The sequence below is a fragment of the Paraliomyxa miuraensis genome, from assembly GCF_026337845.1.
Lineage (GTDB): Bacteria > Myxococcota_A > Polyangia > Nannocystales > Nannocystaceae > Paraliomyxa > Paraliomyxa miuraensis.
Genome location: NZ_JAOVZF010000162.1, coordinates 695,879 through 713,179, shown reverse-complemented (window position 1 = coordinate 713,179; position 17,301 = coordinate 695,879). Strand labels below are relative to the sequence as shown.

12 protein-coding genes are annotated in these 17,301 nt (G+C 70.3%); 8 read left to right on the top strand and 4 right to left on the bottom strand.

Translation table 11 applies throughout. From position 1 onward, the window contains the following. From OEB96_RS40270 to OEB96_RS40260, 3 genes are all read right to left on the bottom strand, one after another. A partial coding sequence (locus tag OEB96_RS40270) for a VWA domain-containing protein (RefSeq protein WP_266222237.1) occupies window positions 1–1,128 on the bottom strand: 1,128 nt, incomplete at its 3' end. Between the two features lie 375 nt (window positions 1,129–1,503). Then, window positions 1,504–1,923 carry a CBS domain-containing protein gene (locus tag OEB96_RS40265; protein ID WP_266222236.1) on the bottom strand — a complete coding sequence of 140 codons (420 nt, stop codon included), beginning with the start codon at window positions 1,921–1,923 and terminating at the stop codon, window positions 1,504–1,506. Window positions 1,924–2,031: 108 nt separating this feature from the next. Then, the gene (locus OEB96_RS40260) at window positions 2,032–2,889 is read right to left on the bottom strand and encodes a hypothetical protein (protein WP_266222235.1); all 858 of its coding nucleotides are present in this window, start codon (window positions 2,887–2,889) and stop codon (window positions 2,032–2,034) included. Window positions 2,890–3,104: 215 nt separating this feature from the next. On the opposite strand from OEB96_RS40260, the gene pcnB reads away from it, so the two are divergent. The 4 genes from pcnB (at window position 3,105) to OEB96_RS40240 (ending at window position 9,124) form a co-directional block, all read left to right on the top strand. Further along, entirely contained in the window at window positions 3,105–4,466 is a 1,362-nt protein-coding gene (gene pcnB, locus OEB96_RS40255; RefSeq protein ID WP_266222234.1) for a polynucleotide adenylyltransferase PcnB, read from the top strand. Between the two features lie 8 nt (window positions 4,467–4,474). Continuing rightward, complete coding sequence (locus OEB96_RS40250; protein WP_266222233.1) at window positions 4,475–5,368, top strand: class I SAM-dependent methyltransferase; 894 nt, start codon at window positions 4,475–4,477, stop codon at window positions 5,366–5,368. 266 nt (window positions 5,369–5,634) lie between these two features. Beyond that, complete coding sequence (locus tag OEB96_RS40245) at window positions 5,635–7,722, top strand: vWA domain-containing protein (RefSeq protein ID WP_266222232.1); 2,088 nt, start codon at window positions 5,635–5,637, stop codon at window positions 7,720–7,722. Between the two features lie 43 nt (window positions 7,723–7,765). Then, a complete protein-coding gene (locus tag OEB96_RS40240) occupies window positions 7,766–9,124 on the top strand; it encodes an MATE family efflux transporter (RefSeq protein WP_266222231.1) in 1,359 nt (452 codons plus the stop codon). Between the two features lie 8 nt (window positions 9,125–9,132). Here OEB96_RS40240 and OEB96_RS40235 read toward each other — a convergent pair whose 3' ends face one another. Further along, entirely contained in the window at window positions 9,133–11,496 is a 2,364-nt protein-coding gene (locus OEB96_RS40235; protein ID WP_266222230.1) for a tetratricopeptide repeat protein, read from the bottom strand. Between the two features lie 170 nt (window positions 11,497–11,666). Here OEB96_RS40235 and OEB96_RS40230 point away from each other — a divergent pair, with 170 nt between their 5' ends. From OEB96_RS40230 to OEB96_RS40215, 4 genes are all read left to right on the top strand, one after another. After that, a complete protein-coding gene (locus OEB96_RS40230; protein WP_266222229.1) occupies window positions 11,667–12,221 on the top strand; it encodes an endonuclease V in 555 nt (184 codons plus the stop codon). A 157-nt stretch (window positions 12,222–12,378) separates the two neighbouring features. Beyond that, entirely contained in the window at window positions 12,379–13,014 is a 636-nt protein-coding gene (locus OEB96_RS40225; protein WP_266222228.1) for a TetR/AcrR family transcriptional regulator, read from the top strand. Further along, on the top strand, window positions 12,993–14,162 hold the full coding sequence (locus tag OEB96_RS40220; RefSeq protein WP_266222227.1) for an efflux RND transporter periplasmic adaptor subunit: 1,170 nt from the start codon (window positions 12,993–12,995) through the stop codon (window positions 14,160–14,162). The genes OEB96_RS40225 and OEB96_RS40220 overlap by 22 nt, the downstream gene beginning before the upstream one ends. Continuing rightward, a complete protein-coding gene (locus OEB96_RS40215; protein ID WP_266222226.1) occupies window positions 14,159–17,287 on the top strand; it encodes an efflux RND transporter permease subunit in 3,129 nt (1,042 codons plus the stop codon). The genes OEB96_RS40220 and OEB96_RS40215 overlap by 4 nt, the downstream gene beginning before the upstream one ends. Window positions 17,288–17,301 lie beyond the last annotated feature (14 nt).

Genomic DNA, 17,301 nt, shown 5'->3' with positions numbered 1-17,301 from the left:
GATCGCGCCGATCGTGCTGTACCACGGGGTCAAGCCCGCCGCGTCCACGCCACCCTCGATGATCGGCGCGGTGTGCTGCAGCACCCGCTCGTGGGCCTGCTCCCGGCTGGACGGCGTGTCCGTGTCGGGGACGATCGCCGTACCGCTCAGGTCGATGTAGAACGGCGCGAACAGCTTGCCCGACTGCCCCGACGTCTGCTTGGCCGCGATGCCCGCGAGGTTGGGGCTGGGGCCCGTGTTCTCCGGCTCGATGCGCATGTTGGCGTAGCCGGGGAACCCGTCGACGTAGGGCCAGTAGTAGAAGTCGTGGCCCCACACGTCGGCCAGCTTCTCCGGGTCGGTGTCGCCGTAGTCGCCCACCGACAGGTGCATGATCTCCTGGTCGGGGTCGGTGGTGGCGTTGGGCTGGAACCGCACCCCCACGAACTTGTGGAACCACTGCACCTTGCGGTTGGCATTGGCCATGTTGGTGACGTCGGCCTGGGCCTTGCTGATGAGCGGCGACGGCGGCACGTCGCCCGTCTCGTCGTTGCTCGTGATCACCGAGCCCACCCCCAGGTCGTCCCAGCGCAGGTACGCGAAGGGGCGGATGTTGTTGCCCTGGCACAGTCGCCACACGCCCACGTGACCGTCGCGGGTGATCTCCAGCGGGCTGTTGGTGTAGAAGTGGTGCGTCACCCAGAAGAAGCGCTGGTCGATCCCTCCCTCGGTGCACTTGGGGGGAGTGCTGTTGTACTTGTGCTCGCCGTTCTGCACGAACGTCATCAGGCCGAACTTGGCGTCGTTCTGAGTGGACTCGACGACCTCGTGGATCACCCGCCGGGCCGCACCGATGCGGCTCTCCTGCAGCGACCCGTACAGCGCCGGGTTCTCGCACTCCTCCCACGCGCACTCGGTCAGCCCCTGCTTGGACTGGTTGCCCATCGACCCCGACGTGTCGAGCACGAACAGGATGCGAGGCTTGACCGCCGCCGCCTCCGTCGCCGTGTGCAGCACGTAGTACGGTCGCAGCCTCGCCTCACCCGGTCGGGCGCTGCCCAGCACCACCAGCACCGTCAGCGCCAGCCAACCCAGCCACGCGCCCGACCATGCACCCAACCACGAACGGCCGCGCCGCGACCCCTTCATCGAACGATCCAACCGTGCCATCGCCGTCGACCAGCATACCCCAAGACGCCCGCTCGTGGGCCCCTGGCCCACGATCTGCCCATCACGCACCCACCACCAGGTCGCTATGCATCGATTTCAATGGCCCTGAATTCGTTGCGCGGCGGGCCTGGCCCGCACCACGCGTTCACGGGGTTGCTCGCGGCTCCCAGGACCCTCGACGCGTTTCGAACTCCGCATCGATTGCCGACCCCTCGCGGCCAGAGCCACGCCCCTCCCGAAGGACCGGCGCCTCGGCCACGACTCGGGGCGCGCAGCCATCGATGCTGCGCAGCGCACGAGCGACGCGAAGACGGCGACCGCTCCGGGCGACACCTCGCAAGCGCCGGGGACGGGTCAGGGGGTCGAGACGGCGCGAAGGCGGGCGACCAGGTCGGTGAGACCCTTGCACAAGTCGACGCAGGTCATGATGCCCACGAGCTCGGTGCCATCGACGACCAACGCCGCACCCACGCGGCGATCGGCCATCAGCGTGGCCGCCTCGTCGAGCGGATCGTCGGGACCGACCACCAACAACTCACGCGAGCACAACTCTCCCACCGGGGGGCCGAGCTCTCCGGGCGCATGGTCGAGGAACGCCCGTACCCCTCGAAGGTCGCGCTCGGACAGCACGCCGACCAGGCGATCGCGATCCATCACCGGCAGGTGCCGGATCCCGAGCGCCTGCATGCGCGTGTAGGCGGTGGCCGAGTCGGCCTGGGCACGGATGACCTCCGGCGCCGGGGTCATCACCGAGCGAACCGTGGGCGTCAGCATGCCTGCATGGTGGCCGACGTCCGCGACCAGGCTCCGTGCAGAAGTTGCGCCCAATCACCGCACCGCATCGCGACGACGTCGCCGGCTGCGAAGATTGGGCGCCATCCCTCAGGCCGTGTGCTCGAACAGATCCGAGGTGAGCAGCGGGACGAACCGCGGCGTGAGCTCGGGATCGAGGTGACACTGAGCCGGACACCCGCAGTGATCGACCCGCAGCCCCGCCTGCTCCACGTGACGGCGCACGCCGTGCCGCAAGGTGGCGGCCGCCAGCCCCGAGAGCCGGGCGCCGTTCTTGGGCAACGTGGCCCATGGGTCGTCGGTCCATGGGCCGATGCCAAACGCTCGCAAGAGTGCACCCGCCTGTCCATGGACCAGCACCTCGGCCAGGGCGCGACCGCGGGCAGGAGTGAGGCGCCCCACCGCCAAGTGGACGTCGCGGATGTCGGCGGCCGCGATGTGCCGAGCCAGACCCACGATCTCGAGATGCTGGTCGTGCACCACGGGCATCAGCGGGCCCATGTGCACGGCGACCTCGATGTCGAGGCTGCGCAGGTGCTGGGCATGCAGCAACAACGCCGCCGCCGGCTCGGCCGTGGGGCCCACCAGCGCTCGCTGATGCGCGGGTCGCGGATGTGCCAGCTCGAGCACCGCGGTGACACCCCAGCGGCGTACCGACTGCACCAGCTCGCGGCCCAGCACCACCCCGCTGCGCACCAGCACCCGGCGCCCGCGCTCGGCCAGCCACTCCACCGCCGGACGGGCCCATGCCGCATCGTCGCGATTGGTGAGCCGCAGGACCACCGTGCGGGCCGGTTCTCCCCGAGCTTCGCGCTCCCCGAGCGTGGCCCCCAGCGCCAGCCCTACATCCTCGTCGTCTCCGGGCGCCCTCGCCGATCCACGCCCCACGACCACCGCAAGGCCATGGCATGCGCGAAACGCGTGGACACAGGTGAACCCTGAACTCATGGGCGAACCTGTACAGATGAATAGCACCGCGGGGCTTGCGATCAAGGGCGGCGTGGAACATGAAGTTTCACGGCCATCGATCTCGCCCGCGACGACCCGGCCCGGCCGGGCATCCATGGCGCGGCCAGGATGGGTTCTCGCAGGACCTACGACTTTGAGATCGTTGGCTTTTCCGAGAACGGTCGCAATTGTGGTACAGGGATTCGCGCGAGTGCATGAGCGATAGCAAGCCACCGACGGGAGTCGAGCAGATCTTCGGCCACATCGACCCCGATGCCATGAAGGTGGTGCGACGGCTCTTGCAGGCCGGCCACGAGGCCTACCTGGTGGGCGGCTGCGTCCGCGATCTCTATCTCGGCCGCACCCCAAAGGACTTCGACGTCGCCACCAGCGCAACGCCCGAGATCATCCGCAAGACCTTCCGCAACAGCCGGGTGATCGGGCGCCGCTTCAAGCTGGCCCATGTGTTCTTCGGGCCCAAGATCATCGAGACCAGCACCTTCCGCACCGCCCCACCCCAGGACGACGAGGATCCCCTCATCACCCACGACAACGAGTGGGGCACGGTCGAGGACGACGCACGACGCCGAGACTTCACCATCAATGGCCTGTTCTACGACGTCGAGGACCGTCGCATCGTCGACTTCGTCGATGGGCTCGACGATCTCGATCGCGGGGTGGTGCGCACGATCGGCGACCCGGAGCTGCGCTTCCGCGAGGACCCGGTGCGCATGATCCGGGCCATCAAGTTCGCGGCCCGGCTCGACTTCCACATCGACGACGAGACCTGGAAGGCCCTGCTCGAGGTCGCCCCCGACATCGTGCGAAGCAGCCGCGCCCGACTGCTCGAGGAGATCTACAAGCTGCTGCGCAGCGGTGCCGCCCGCCGCTGCTTCGAGCTGCTGCTCGAGGCGGGGCTGCTGCACCGAATCATGCCGGACTACACCCAGCAGTTCGGCCCCGATGACGGCATCGAAGCGCTCCAAACCAGCCTGGCGGGCGAGTCCAACGCGGACGACGACGACGCGGACGAGCCGACCTCACCCGACGCCGCCGACCTGCTCTGGCGCTACCTCGATGCCCTCGACGACTACATCCGACAGACCCAGGAGGACGTGGTCAACGGCGTGCTGCAGGCGGTGTTGTTCGCCCCGCTCATCGCCGACGAGATGGCCGAGGGCACGCGCCAGCAGCTCGACCGCGCCATCGAGCACGCCATGACCCCGGTGGGCGCCGCGTTCGGCGTGGCCCGGCGCGATCGCGAGCTGGCCCGACAGATCCTCATGGCGCACCGCCGCATGACCGAGCAGCGCCGACGACGTCGCCGCAGCTCGATGGCCCAGCGGCAGTACTTCCACGATGCGCTGATCTTCATGGGCGTGTCGGTGCGGGCGCTCGGCGATGGAGGCAGCGAGCTCCGCCGCTGGAAGGCCCTGGCCACGCTGCCCGAGGAGTCGGCCACCCCGGCCAAGGGCGAGCGGACCGGGCGCAAGCGCTCTCGTCGCCGTCGCAGCGGGCGGCGGCCCAAGAAGGGCGAAGGCGACGGTCGCGAAGCAGCGCCCCCCCAGGACGGATGAGGGCTCCCGTGTCGCGAGGCCGACGATCGACACGGCGCGAGGCGGAGCACGAGCAGCTGCTGCGTCGCGGAACGGTGGATCACTACCGTGACACCGCGCTCTACGACTTCGAGTATGCCGATCGAAGCAACGATCTGTCGTGGTATCGCAAGCTCGCGCGCGAGCGCGCCCCGACCGAGCCGATCCTCGAGCTGGGCGCAGGGACGGGCCGCATCACGTGCCCGCTGGCCCGAGACGGGCACTCGATGGTGGCGCTCGACAGCATGAAGCCGATGCTGGCGGCGCTGCGACGACGCGCCAAGGCAGAGGGACTCGAGGGCTCCATCCGCACCACGGTGGCCGACATGCGCCAGCTCCCCATCCCCGATGCCTCGATGGGGATGGTGATCTCCCCGTTCAACGCGCTCATGCACCTCTATACCTGGCAGGACCTCCTGACCTGCTTTCGCGAGGTCGAGCGGGTGCTGGTGCCGGGAGGGACGTTCGCCTTCGACGTGGAGCTGCCCGACCTCGAGTGGCTGACCTGGGACGAGGACGAGCGCTACGCCGTGACGCCGTTCACCCACCCCGAGACCGGCGCCAAGCTGGTGTACTCCACCAACCACCGCTACGACCCGGGCACGCAGGTGTGTCACATCAAGCTCTACTACGACGAGGCGCCGACGCCCGGGCGCCGCTTCGTGCCGCCTCCGCAGCCGCTCAAGCTGGTGCACCTGGCTCACCGGCAGGTCTTTCCCGAGGAGATCCGGCTGCTCGTGGCCACCGCGGGCCTGCGGCTCGAGAGCCACACGGGTGATTTCGAGGACGTGGCGCTGGGGCCTGGCGTGCAATCGCAGGTGGTGGTCGCTCGGCGCGACGAGGGCGAGACGAGCTCGGAGCCATCCCCCACCCCCTCGACCTGAGGTCCCCGAAGGTCACGGCGCAACGCCCAGCTGCGCACACGTGCCCACGCACGACACCGCGGGGACATGCGGGGTTTCCGGGAGCGCCCCAGGCGCCCAGGGCCCCGGCATGCCGGCCGGGCGGGAACACGCGGTCGCGCCCTGCCGTGAGCTGGGGCATGCGGAAGTGGATCCCGCACCATCGCGGGCGTATCTCGTCGATCTGGGCTAACGTTGGCCCCGTGCGTGCTCTCGCCTCTCGGTTGGCCCTGACGACCCTGCTGGCGATGGCTGGCTCCCTGGCGCCCCGAGGCGCCTCGGCCGACCAGCTCAGCGCCGAGCAAGGCGACGACGAGCGCGGCTACATCGCCGTCGAGGAGCTGTCGTACGAGACCATCATCGACGCCTCCGACGGCTACTCGGCCACCCTGCGGGTGAGGACGGCCCTGCACAACGCCAGCAACAGCCAGCGCGATGCGGTGCAGAGCCTGGCGCTGCCGGCCACGTCGCTGCTGCGGAGCATCCGGGTGGCACGCGACGGGCAGTGGACCGACGGCATGGGCACGGTCATCCACGACGAGCCCCAGCGTCGCGATCCCGGCACCGTGTTCGCGCGCTCGTTGCCTCCGCTCGCGCGCGGGGGCCTGCCGGCGGCCGAGGTGGTGGCATTCGGGCTCGAGCCCAACACCACCATCCAGGTCGAGCTGGTGGTCACCGTGTATCCGCGCCTGCGAGGCAACAACTGGGAGCTCGATCTCCCTGCACGCGGGCACGATCAGATCAACCTCGCGGTCGATCGACGCGTGTTGGTCAAGGGGCTGCGAAAGAACGAGCCGTTCTGGGCCGACGACACCAGCAATCGCGGCAAGCCCTACATCGCAACGGGAGGTCGCGACGGGATCACGGTGAAGTGGCCGGCCCACCTCGCCAAGCAGTCGGTGCTCGAGGGGCACTACGAGCTGACCCCCGGCCCGGCCGGCTTCGACGACGGCGAGTTCCGGGTGTACCTGCGGCTCGGGCAGACGGCCCCCCCGCGACCCGATCACGTGGTGCTGGCGGTGGACCGCTCGCTGAGCACGTCGTCGATGCTACAGGGCCAGACCCATCGGATGTTCATGGGGCTGCTCGACGCGATGCCCACGGGCACCACGTTCGATGCGCTGGGCTTCGCTCGCCGCGTGGTTCCGCTGATCGACCTGCCCAAGGGCAATGCGCCCAGGGTTGGAGACTCCGCGGCGCGAACCGCCTTGCAGCGAGCCCTCGATGCCAACGAGCGCGAGCCGGGCACCGACCTCGTGGCCACGCTGGTGGAGGCCGTCGAGCGGGCCAAGGCCCAGCATGCCAAGCGCCCCATGATCGTGGTGGTGACCGACGGGATGCTCCCGGTGAGCCTCGACCCCGAGCAGGTCAACCGCGCATTCGAAAAGGCGGTGGGACGGCGAGGGCCCCGGCCGGAGGTGCTGTTCGTGGTCGACGACCCGCTGCTCGTGCGCTCGGGCCTCGATCCCGCGCACCCCATGGCCAGGATCGCGGCGGCGCTGGGCGCCCGCATCAGCCTGGAGAGCGTGGCCCAGCTCCAGGGTCGTACCGACACCGAGCTGCTGGCGGCGCCCCGCGTGCTCGGGCAGCTCGACGTGAGCCTGCCCGAGAGCATGACCCTCGATCAGCCTCCACCCACCGGTCTGGTCGCCGGCAACTTCGTGCTGCTCACCGGGCACTACGTGGGCAAGCCCGCGGCCGCGGTGGACGTGCTCGGCGAGCTCGGGGGGCAGCACGTCACGCAGAAGCTTCGGGCCGACGAGCAGGAGCGCTTGCCCCAGGCGCTGGCGGCCGCCGTCGGTGCGGCCCCCAACGAGGCCGCCAGCGAGGGCTACGCCCGCCCGCCCTGGTACGAAGCCGAGGACGAGCGTACCGCTCAGCTGGGGATCGCCCACGCGGGGCGCGGCGGCGTGGAGCGCAAGGGCTACCTCGATCGCAAGATCTTCCGGCACTACCTCACCATCCGCGTGCTGCCGCGAGCGCGTGTCTGCTACAACCACGCGCTCGGCCGCGACCCCGCGCAAGGCGGTCGCGCCGTGCTGCACATGGAGGTCGCCAAGGGCGAGGTGATGCTCGCGGGAGCGGCTGGGCTCGATCTGAAGGCCCTCGACGACAAGCTCGTGGCGTGCCTGACCGAAGCCGCCTGGGCGCTCGACATTCCCGCGGCGGAGCTCGACGACAAGGTCTACGTGCTGCGCTATCCGGTCCGGCTCATCCCCCCCGAAGACGGCAAGAGCGCCGACGTGGTCGAGGGGATCAGCGACGACATGATGATGGAGCTGATGGCCGCGCCGCCGGGACGGGGCACGCTGGCCGCGATTGGCTCGAACGAGTGACCACTGGCCAGGGGGCGGCGCGCTGCTAGAGTGCGCCGCCCGCATGACCGAGCCCATCCCACGCATCGTCGAGCTGCGCGAGCTGCTGCGCCTGGGCTTGCCAGTGGCCGTCACCCAGCTCGGGATGATGATGCTGGGCGTGGTCGACACGATGATGGTGGGCCACCTGGGCACGACCGCACTCGATGCCGCCGCGCTCGGCTCGCTGTGGACGTATGGCACCGCCGTGTTCGGGATCGGTGTGGTCATGGGGATGGATCCCGTGGTGTCGCAGGCCCACGGAGCAGGGAACCATCGACGCGTGGCGCTGACGCTGCATCGCGGGGTGGTGGTGTCGCTGCTCGTCACGCCCCCGCTGGCGCTGTGCTGGTGGCTGACCACGTCGGGCCTGCTCGCGCTGGGACAAGCGCCAGAGCTGGCCGCTGCGGCCGGAGACTACGTGGGGATCCAGATCTTCGGGCTGTGGCCGATGCTCGGCTTCTACGCGCTGCGGCAGTACCTGCAGGGGCGCGGCGTGGTGTTCCCGGGGGTGGCGGCGGTGCTGCTGGCCAACGTCTTCAACGTGGTGGCCAACTGGGCGCTCATCTTCGGCAACCTGGGTCTTCCTGCGATGGGCCTGGCGGGTGCGGGCCTGGCCACGGGGCTCACCCGCTGCGTGCTGCTGCTGTCGCTGGTGCTGTGGACGTGGGGGGCCGGGTTGTTCCGCGACGCATGGGAGCGCCCCTCGACCGAGGCGCTGCACCTTCGTGGTCTGGCGGAGATCCTTCGGCACGGGATCCCGATCGGCCTGCAGTACGGGCTGGAGATGTGGGCGTTCCAGTTCTCCACGCTCATGGCGGGAACCATGGGCGAGGCCGAGCTCGCCGCTCACGTCATCGCGCTCAACCTGGCGTCGCTGAGCTTCATGGTGCCCATGGGGATCTCCCAGGGGGCATCGGCGCGGGTGGGCAACCTGCTCGGCGCAGGCCGGTCCGACGCGGCGCGGCGCTCCGCCACGCTGGCGCTGATGCTCGGCGGCGGCGTGATGGTGGTGGGGGCGACGGCGTTCGTGGTGCTGCGCGAGCAGCTTCCGCGGCTCTACACCAGCGATCCGGCGGTGATCGGGCTGGCGGCCAGCATCCTGCCGATCGCGGCGGCGTTCCAGCTGTTCGACGGCACGCAAGCAGTCGGTGGAGGCGTGCTGCGAGGACTCGGCGCCACGCGCCCCGCGGCGGTGTTCAATTTCGTGGGCTACTACCTCGTCGCGCTGCCGCTGGCTGCGTTCGCGGCCGCGGAAGGCTGGGGCCTGCAGGGCGTGTGGTGGGGGCTGTGCCTGGGGCTGTTCGTGGTGGCCAGCGCGCTCGTGTGGTGGATCCGTCGCATGGCGAACTTCGAGCGCCCTGGAGCGGGCCACCCCGGATGAGGTGAGCGTCAGTCGACGTCACCCGGCACGCTCACGCGTCCGAGGAGGCGCTCGGCCTCACCGAGGGACGCGTCGAGCTCGCGAACCGCTCGCAGCAGCGTGGGCGAGGTTCGAGGATCGCCGGTGACCGCGTGGCGCAGCTGCTCGAGCGCCCGGCGATTGACGGCCAGGCCGAGCGGCGAGCCCTTGTCGACGTTGAAGGCCACCGAGTCGCGCAGCGCCGCCAGGGCCTCCGACGGGCGCCCGGCGGCGCTGTAGAGCTCGGCGAGCGCTGCGGTCGTGCGGGCGAGGCCGATGACGTCGCCGAGCTCGCGGCTCAGCGACAGCGCCGCCTCGAGGTGCTCGGCGGCGCGCTCGTAGCGACCGCGAGCCGTCTCGAGCCGCCCCATGGTCTCGGACACGCGACCCAGCTCCACGCGGCCGCCCAGGCGGCGGTAGCCCTCGGCGGCCGCCCGCGCGTGGCCGAGGGCCATCGAGAACGCGTCGTCCTCTCGACCCGGCCGCAGACGAGCGTGCAGCGGCAGGCGAGCGAGCAGGTGCTCGGTCTCGGCGCGCTCGGTGATCACGGTGGGATCGTCCGGCCGCTCGCGATGCAGCTCGTCGAAGATGCTGCGCGACTGCTGGAGCAGGTGGTTGGCTCGCACGGGATCCCCGGCGCGCAGGTAGACGGCCGCTTGATCGTTGAGCAGCCGAGCGGCGCGGACCGACTCACCTGCGGCCATGAGGCTGCGTGCCGCTCCCGTCAGTGCATCGAGGGCGCGCTGGAGCGAGGCGATGTCACCGAGGTCGTAGCAGACGCCCGCCACCAGCTGGGCGATCTCGGTGCGGAGGTCGAGCGGGCCATCGGACCCCACGAGCTGCTCGGCCTCGTCGAGGGTCTCGAGCGCTCCCTGGAGGGTGAGCGCGGGTCCGCGACCTGCCCCGCGCCACTGCACCCGGGCCGCCATCGCGAGCACCTGTGCATGCAGGAGGTCGCGGGCGCGCGAGGGTGGCTGGCGCTCGAGCAACGCGAGTGCTTGGTCGGCGATGAGCAGGGCACGACGGCTGTCACCGCGCGCCGCGACCTTGCGCAGCGCGGCCAGGTACTGCTCGACCGCACGCTGCGGCAGGCCGGCCTCGAGCAGGTGGTGGGCCGCTCGCGCCTGGTCGCGCGGATCGACGGATGCGCGGGCCGAGGCCATGACGCGCTCGTAGGCGTCGTCGTCGAGGCGAATGGTGTGCTCGCTGGTGGTCGCTCGCGGTGGTGATGCAGGCTCCGCCTCACGGGCGCGCGACGAGAGGCGCTCCTCCACGGGCGGCTCGAAGATCTCCCCGTAGGTGATGGTCTCGTCGGACGGGAGCTGGGCCGATGATCCCGGCGGCGCAGGGGTGGGTTCGGCGTCGACGGGCGTCGCGGGCTCGATCACGGCGCCGGGCTCGACCGGCTCGACGGGCGCTCGTTCCTGCTCGGGTGGCTCGAGCTCCGGCTCGTCGACGAGCTCGGGCTCCTCCGCCACCGGCGCGCTCGCCTTCGCCTCGAACCGAGGCTCGTCGACGTCGGCATCGGGCGGCGGAGGGGCCGGCTCGGCCAGGATCTCGCCCAGGCGTCGATGCCAGCGCTCCACCAGCGAAGGCAGCACGCGTCGTACCAGGGTCTGCTGCGCGGCCTCGGGCAGGAAGAAGCGGCCCCCGCCCTGATCGGCCAGCGGCGCGCCGAGATCGGCCGCCTGCTGCAGCCGCACCAGCACCGCATCGGGCGAGACGCCGAGCAGGCGGCCCACCAGCTCCACCTCGAAGCTCCGGCCGACGACCGCGGCCGCGCGCATCACCAGCAGCAGCTCGGGAGGCAGGCTCATCCAGTCGAATGGAGTGGGCTCGACCGGAGCCTCCACCACCACGGGCTCGCCCTCGATCGATCGCAGCAGCTCCGCGACCGCGCCCTCCCCCGGCATCGTGCGCACGCCGAGGACCAGCGGCAGCCGCAGCCATCCCTCGCGTCCCACGATGTCGCGCAGCTCCTGCAGCGTGGCGGCATCGGCGGCATCGAGTCCCTCGACCACCAACGCCGCGCGTCGCGGTCGCTGGTCGGCGAGGCGATTGGCCGCTCCGACCAGCGTGGCCTCGAGCGTGGGCTCGCCCATGTCGCTGAGCAGACGAGCGCGCGGACCCATGCGATCGAGCGCCTCGTCCCAGCGCGGGCTCTGCTCGCCCAGCAGCGCCTCGATGCGTCGCCTTGCCTCCTCGAGCGGGCCCCAGGTGGACCGGGGTCCATCACAAGCGACCCGGATCTCCACCCAGCGCGGCTCACCGTCCGCAGTCTGCGGAGCCGCCGGAGGATTGCCGAGCACCACCACGGGATTGCCCTCGAGGGCTCGCGTCCAGACCTCGTGCATGCACGATGGGTCGGACGAACGGCGGCCGATGTCAACCGCAGGGATTGCGGCGGCCCAGGACCGCGAGATCCGGCCTCGAAGCACAGCCCTCACGTGGGTTTGCCTGGCCAAGACGCGAAATAGCCGTGACTCCCGACCTGCCCCGGGTCGGTGAGCCATGATTGGGCCGCGTGCGCGACAGCGGAGATCTCGGACCGATCGCGATGATCGATGTGGGCTACGGGGAGCGCGAGGCCCTGGCCGCTTGCGTGGTCGCTCGCGCGTGGGCCGACGCCGCTCCCATCGAGGTCGCCGTCACCACGATCCCCGAGGTCCGCCCCTACACCCCGGGTCGCTTCTTCGAGCGCGAGCTCCCGTGCGTACTCGCAGTCCTCGAGCGGCTCACCACCCCCGTGCGGACGATCGTGGTCGACGGCTACGCGACTCTCGACCGAAGCGGCACGCTCGGGCTGGGCGGGCACCTCCATGCCGCGCTCGGCGGCGTGCACCCGGTGGTCGGAGTCGCGAAGACGGCCTACCGCGGCAGCGAGCACGCCACCCCGGTGCTGCGAGGCACGAGCCAGCGCCCGCTGTTCGTCACCGCGATCGACCTCCCCGTCGAGCTCGTGGCCCGCGAGGTCATGAGGATGCACGGCAAGCACCGCATCCCCACCCTGCTCGGGCTGGTCGACCACCTCGCCCGCGGCCTGGTCTCGCCCGACGCCGTCACACCACCGTCTTCATAGCGCAGTCCGCGCAGCAGCGGCCGCCGAACTGCCCGCGGACATGGCGCGCATCTCTCGACCCGAGCGCCTGGCCCGTAGGAACGCCATTCCGGAGGTTCATGATTCACGGTTTCAATTCCCTTAATTCTCGTTCAGATCATTGAACCCAGGGTTCACCATGCCGCGCGCCGCCCGCAAGGCCCAGCTCGTCACGCGTACGCGCGAGGCCATCCTCGATGCGGCGACCACTGCGTTCGCGCAGCAGGGCTACCACGCGGTCACGGTCAAGGACATCGCGAGCGCAGCCGGCTACACGGCGCCTTCGCTCTACAACTACTTTGGCAGCAAGGAAGAGATCTTCGCGGCGCTGCTCGAGCGGATCCATGTCGCCTTCATCGCGTTGTTCGACGAGCCGGTGCCGGCGGGCCTGACGTTCGCCCAGCGGCTCGAGCTGCTGCTGCACCGGCACGTGGACGTGCGGGCGCGCCACGCCGACGCGTTCGCGGTGTTCATGAAGCTGCAGACCGGTGCGATGCCCAACGAAGCGCTCGCACGCTGGAAGCTCCAGGGCGTGACCGCCTACCTCGATCGCCTGACCCGCTGGGTCGCCGAGTCGGCCACCGAGGACGAGCTCTCGCCCTACGGCGCCGAGGCCCTGGCCTTCCACCTCTGGGGCTCGATGATCGCCGACTACACCCGCGTGCTGCTGGAGCGCGGCGCGGAGTCCGACCCACAGCAGCACATCCAGCGCATCGTCGACCTGTTCCTCTACGGCGCAAAGGGTCGCTCATCATGTCCCGAACCAGAACGTTGATCATCGTGGTGACCGTGCTGGGCTCGCTCGGCGGGCTCGGTGTGTTGTTCTCCGAGCGCGTCGATGCGGCGCTGCAGGCCCGCGAGCAGGCGGCCAAGCCGGTCGAGCTCGAGCCCCCGCGAGTGCGCACCGAGCCGCTGGAGCGCCACCGACTCGAGGCCAAGGTGAGCTTCACGGGCACGCTGCGGGCGGTTCGCCGGGTCGAGGTGATCCCGGAGATCCCCGGGCGCATCGAGGACGTGATGGTCAACGTGGGCGATCACGTGGAGCCCGGACAGCTCCTGGCGATCATCGAGCACCGCTCCTTGAAGCTGGCGCAGAACCAGGCCAAGGCCAACCGCTCGGCCGCGGCGGCGTCGCTCGACCGCGCCCGCCTGGAGGTCGAGACCGCCGAGCGCGAGCTCGAGCGGGTCCGCTCGCTCGCGAACCGAGGGGCGGCCAGCCAGGCCGAGCTCGACCGCAGCCAGTCCGCAGTCGACACGGCCCGCGCGATGCTGCGCTCGGCGCAATCGCAGCACCTGGGGGCCAAGGCCGCCGCCGGGCTCTCGAGCGACTCGCTCGACGACAGCCGCATCCTGAGCCCGCTGGCCGGGACGGTGACCCGGCGAGACATCGACATGGGCACCCGGGTCACCCCGGGCGTGAGCGCATTCGAGATCCAGGACATCGACGAGCTCGAGCTGGTGGGCGCGGTGACGGCCAAGGACTTCGCCCGCCTGGCGATCGGCCAGACGGTGGAGATCACCGTGGATGCCCGACCCGGCGAGACCTTCGAGGGCACGGTCAAGACCATGAGCCCCAGCCTCGATCCGGTCACGCGCCGCGCCACCATCGAGATCACGGTGAACAACCAGGCTCACCACCTGCTGCCCAACCAATTCGCCGACGCCACGGTGGTGGTGGAGCAGCGGGAGGGCGTGCTGGCCGTGCACCGCGACGCGCTCGCGGTCACCCCGGAGGGCTCGGACGTGTTCACGGTTCGCGAGGGGTTTGCGGCGCGAGCCCACGCCAAGCTCGGGCCTCCCGAGGGCGAGTGGGTGCCGGTGCTCGAGGGCCTGGCCGAGGGCGACCCGGTGGTGGTGGCCGGCCACGCGGAGCTCCGCGACGGGCTGGCCGTGGTGGTGACCGACGGAGGGCAAGCGCCATGAGGATGACCGACGTCTCCATCGACCGCCCGGTCTTCATGACCACGGTGGCGATGGCCGTGATCGTGATGGGCCTTCTTGGCCTGGCTCGCCTGGGCGTGGACCTGTTCCCCGAGGTCTCGTTCCCGGTGGTCACCATCACCACGCCCTACCCCGGGGCGGGCCCGGAGGAGATCGAGGCCGAGGTCACGCGCCGGATGGAGGACGCGGTCTCGAGCATCAACGGCGTGGACGAGGTACGCAGCTACTCGCGCGAGGGCGTCTCCCAGGTGGTGGTGATGTTCGAGCTCGAGGTCGACGCGGGCCAGGCCGCGGCCGACGTGCGCGACCGCGTCGCGGGCATTCGCGGCATGCTCCCCGAGGACGTCATCGACCCCACGATCACGCGCGTGGACATGTCGGCGATCCCGGTGGTCACGTACTCGATCAAGAGCACGCGTGGCCCGCTGGAGACGCGCCGCTACGTGGACGACGTGGTGCGTCCGGCGCTCGAGCGCGTGGACGGCGTGGGCAGCGTGACGGTGCTCGGCGGGGCCGAGCGGGAGATCCGGGTCGAGCTGCGGCGGCAGGCGATCGAGGCGCTGGGGCTGCCGCTGGTCGCGGTGGCCCAGGCGCTGCGTGGCGAGAGCTACGACCTGCCCGCGGGGCGCCTGGTGGCCGGCACCAGGGAAGTGGGCCTCAAGGCGGTGGGCCGCTTCGAGGAGCCCCGCGACATCGAAGACGTGGTGCTGATGACCGGCCCCCACGGGGCGCAGGTACGCATCGCCGACGTGGGTCAGGTGCTCGACACGACGGTCGAGACCCGCACGCTGACGCGGGTGGACGGGATCCCCTCGATCACCCTCGATGTGCAGAAGCAGGGCGGGTCCAACACGGTGGCGGTGGTCGACGGAGTCGCAGAGGCGGTCGCCGAGCTCGAGCCCTCGCTGCCCGAGGGCATGTCGCTGGTGAAGATCATCGACTCCTCGGTGTTCATCCGCCAAAACCTCGCCGAGCTCGAGGAGGCGCTGGTGCTCGGCGGGTTGTTCGCGATCATCGTGATCTTCCTGTTCATGCTCGACTGGCGCTCCACCGTGATCTCGGCGGTGGCGCTGCCGGTGTCGGTGGTGGCCACGTTCTTCGTGATGTGGCTGTGCGGCTTCACCCTCAACATCATGTCGATGATGGGCCTGTCGCTGGCGATCGGCCTGCTCATCGACGACTCGGTGGTGGTGCGCGAGAACATCTTCCGACACATGGAACGCGGCGAGGACCCGGTGACCGCGGCCCGCCGTGGCACCGGTGAGATCGCGCTGGCGGTCATGGCCACGACCTTCACGATCGTGGCGGTATTCGGCCCGGTGGCGTTCACGGGCGGCATGATCGGCAAGTTCTTCCGCGAGTTCGGCATCACGGTCTCGGCGGCGGTGCTGGTCTCGATGCTGGTGTCGTTCACGCTCGACCCCATGATGTCGGCGCGGGTCACCAAGGCGATCGAGCCCGATCACCACGAGAAGCTGCGCCGCCACCCCATCCTGGGTCCGATGGTGCGCTTGCTCGACGCGATCGATCAGGTCTACGTGGGGACCCTGGCGTGGTCGCTGCGCCACCGCAAGACGGTGGCGCTGGGCGCGGCGGTGGCGTTCGTGGGGAGCCTCGCGCTCACGTCGTTGATGGGCCAGGAGTTCAACTCGCGCGGAGACCAGGGCAACTTCCAGATCAACCTCGAGCTCCCCGCCGGCACCTCGCTGGCCGAGACCGACCGCATCACCTCCCAGGTCGAGGAGATCGTGCGAGAGCTGCCCGAGGTGGTCACGATTGCCACGACGGTGGGCCAGGACGAGGTGGGCAACCGCGCCAGCGTGCGGGTGTTGACCACGCCCAAGTCGGAGCGCACGCGCTCGACCGCCGACATGATGGAGGTGCTGCGCCCGCGGCTGGTCGACATCCCGGGACTCACGTTCAGCATGCGCGAGGCCGGTCTCAACGGAGGTGCGTCGTCGCTCGAAGAAGCCCCCGTGACCCTGGTGCTGCGCGGGCCCGACTACGACGAGCTGGGCCGCTTCGCACAGGAGGCCTTCCGCATGGTGCAGGGGGTGCAGGGGGTCCGTGACCCGTCCATCACCTACAAGCCAGGAAGGCCCGAGGAATCGCTCATGGTCGATCGCGAGCGCGCGGCCGATCTCGGGGTTTCGTTCGCCACCATCGCATCCACGCTGCGGCTCGCCGTCGAGGGCGAGGTGGTGGGCCAGTTCCGCGAGGGCGAGCAGGAAAGCGACATTCGCGTGCAGCTTCGGCCCGAGGACCGCGGCTCGTGGGAGGCCCTGCACGACGTACCGGTTCCCGTGCGCGGCGGGACCCTGGTGGCCCTGGGCAACGTGACCCGTCAGCAGTCGAGCACCACGCCCGCTGCGATCCAGCGCCTCGATCGCGAGCGCCAGATCACCGTCACCGCCAACGTGGTGGATCGCTCGCTGGGCGAGGTGGTGGCCGACATCACCGAGCGCATGGAGCCCCTGGTCCCGAACCCGAGCTACTCGTTCTCGATGTCGGGCGAGGCCAAGCGCATGACGGAGACCTTCACCAACCTCGGCATCGCGCTGGGCCTGTCGATCCTGTTCATCTACTTCGTGCTCGCGGCGCAGTTCGAATCGTTCCTGCACCCGCTGACGATCATGCTCTCGCTGCCGCTGGCCATCGTGGGTGCGCTGGTGGGGCTGTTCATCGCCGGGTTCGCGATCGGCATGCCGGCGCTCATCGGCATCATCCTGCTGATGGGGTTGGTCACCAAGAACGCGATCTTGCTGGTCGACTTTGCCAACCAGCGCCGCGACCAGGGCAAGGAGATCCTCGATGCGCTGCTCGAGGCGGGGGAGGCTCGCCTACGGCCGATCTTGATGACCTCGGCGGCGATGATCCTCGGCATGCTGCCCACCGCGGTGAGCCAGGGCGAGGGCTCGGAGTTCCGGGCGCCGATGTCGGTGGCGGTGATCGGCGGGGTGATCACCTCCACGCTGCTCACGTTGGTGGTGGTACCGGTGTTCTACGTGTGGATCGACCGGATCACGCTTCGAGGCATTCGCGAGCGCAGGGCGAGGAAGGCGGCACAGAAGGCCGCCCGGACCAAAGTGCCATCGCCGGCCGAGTGATGGCCGAGTGCGCG

Bases quoted from the DNA above. Each gene is read 5' to 3' on its own strand.
- OEB96_RS40265 (WP_266222236.1), bottom strand. From the start codon at position 1,923: ATGCTGACGCCCACGGTTCGCTCGGTGATGACCCCGGCGCCGGAGGTC.
- OEB96_RS40260 (WP_266222235.1), bottom strand. From the start codon at position 2,889: ATGAGTTCAGGGTTCACCTGTGTCCACGCGTTTCGCGCATGCCATGGC.
- pcnB (WP_266222234.1), top strand. From the start codon at position 3,105: ATGAGCGATAGCAAGCCACCGACGGGAGTCGAGCAGATCTTCGGCCAC.
- OEB96_RS40245 (WP_266222232.1), top strand. From the start codon at position 5,635: ATGGCTGGCTCCCTGGCGCCCCGAGGCGCCTCGGCCGACCAGCTCAGC.
- OEB96_RS40240 (WP_266222231.1), top strand. From the start codon at position 7,766: ATGACCGAGCCCATCCCACGCATCGTCGAGCTGCGCGAGCTGCTGCGC.
- OEB96_RS40235 (WP_266222230.1), bottom strand. From the start codon at position 11,496: ATGCACGAGGTCTGGACGCGAGCCCTCGAGGGCAATCCCGTGGTGGTG.
- OEB96_RS40225 (WP_266222228.1), top strand. From the start codon at position 12,379: ATGCCGCGCGCCGCCCGCAAGGCCCAGCTCGTCACGCGTACGCGCGAG.
- OEB96_RS40220 (WP_266222227.1), top strand. From the start codon at position 12,993: ATGTCCCGAACCAGAACGTTGATCATCGTGGTGACCGTGCTGGGCTCG.
- OEB96_RS40215 (WP_266222226.1), top strand. From the start codon at position 14,159: ATGAGGATGACCGACGTCTCCATCGACCGCCCGGTCTTCATGACCACG.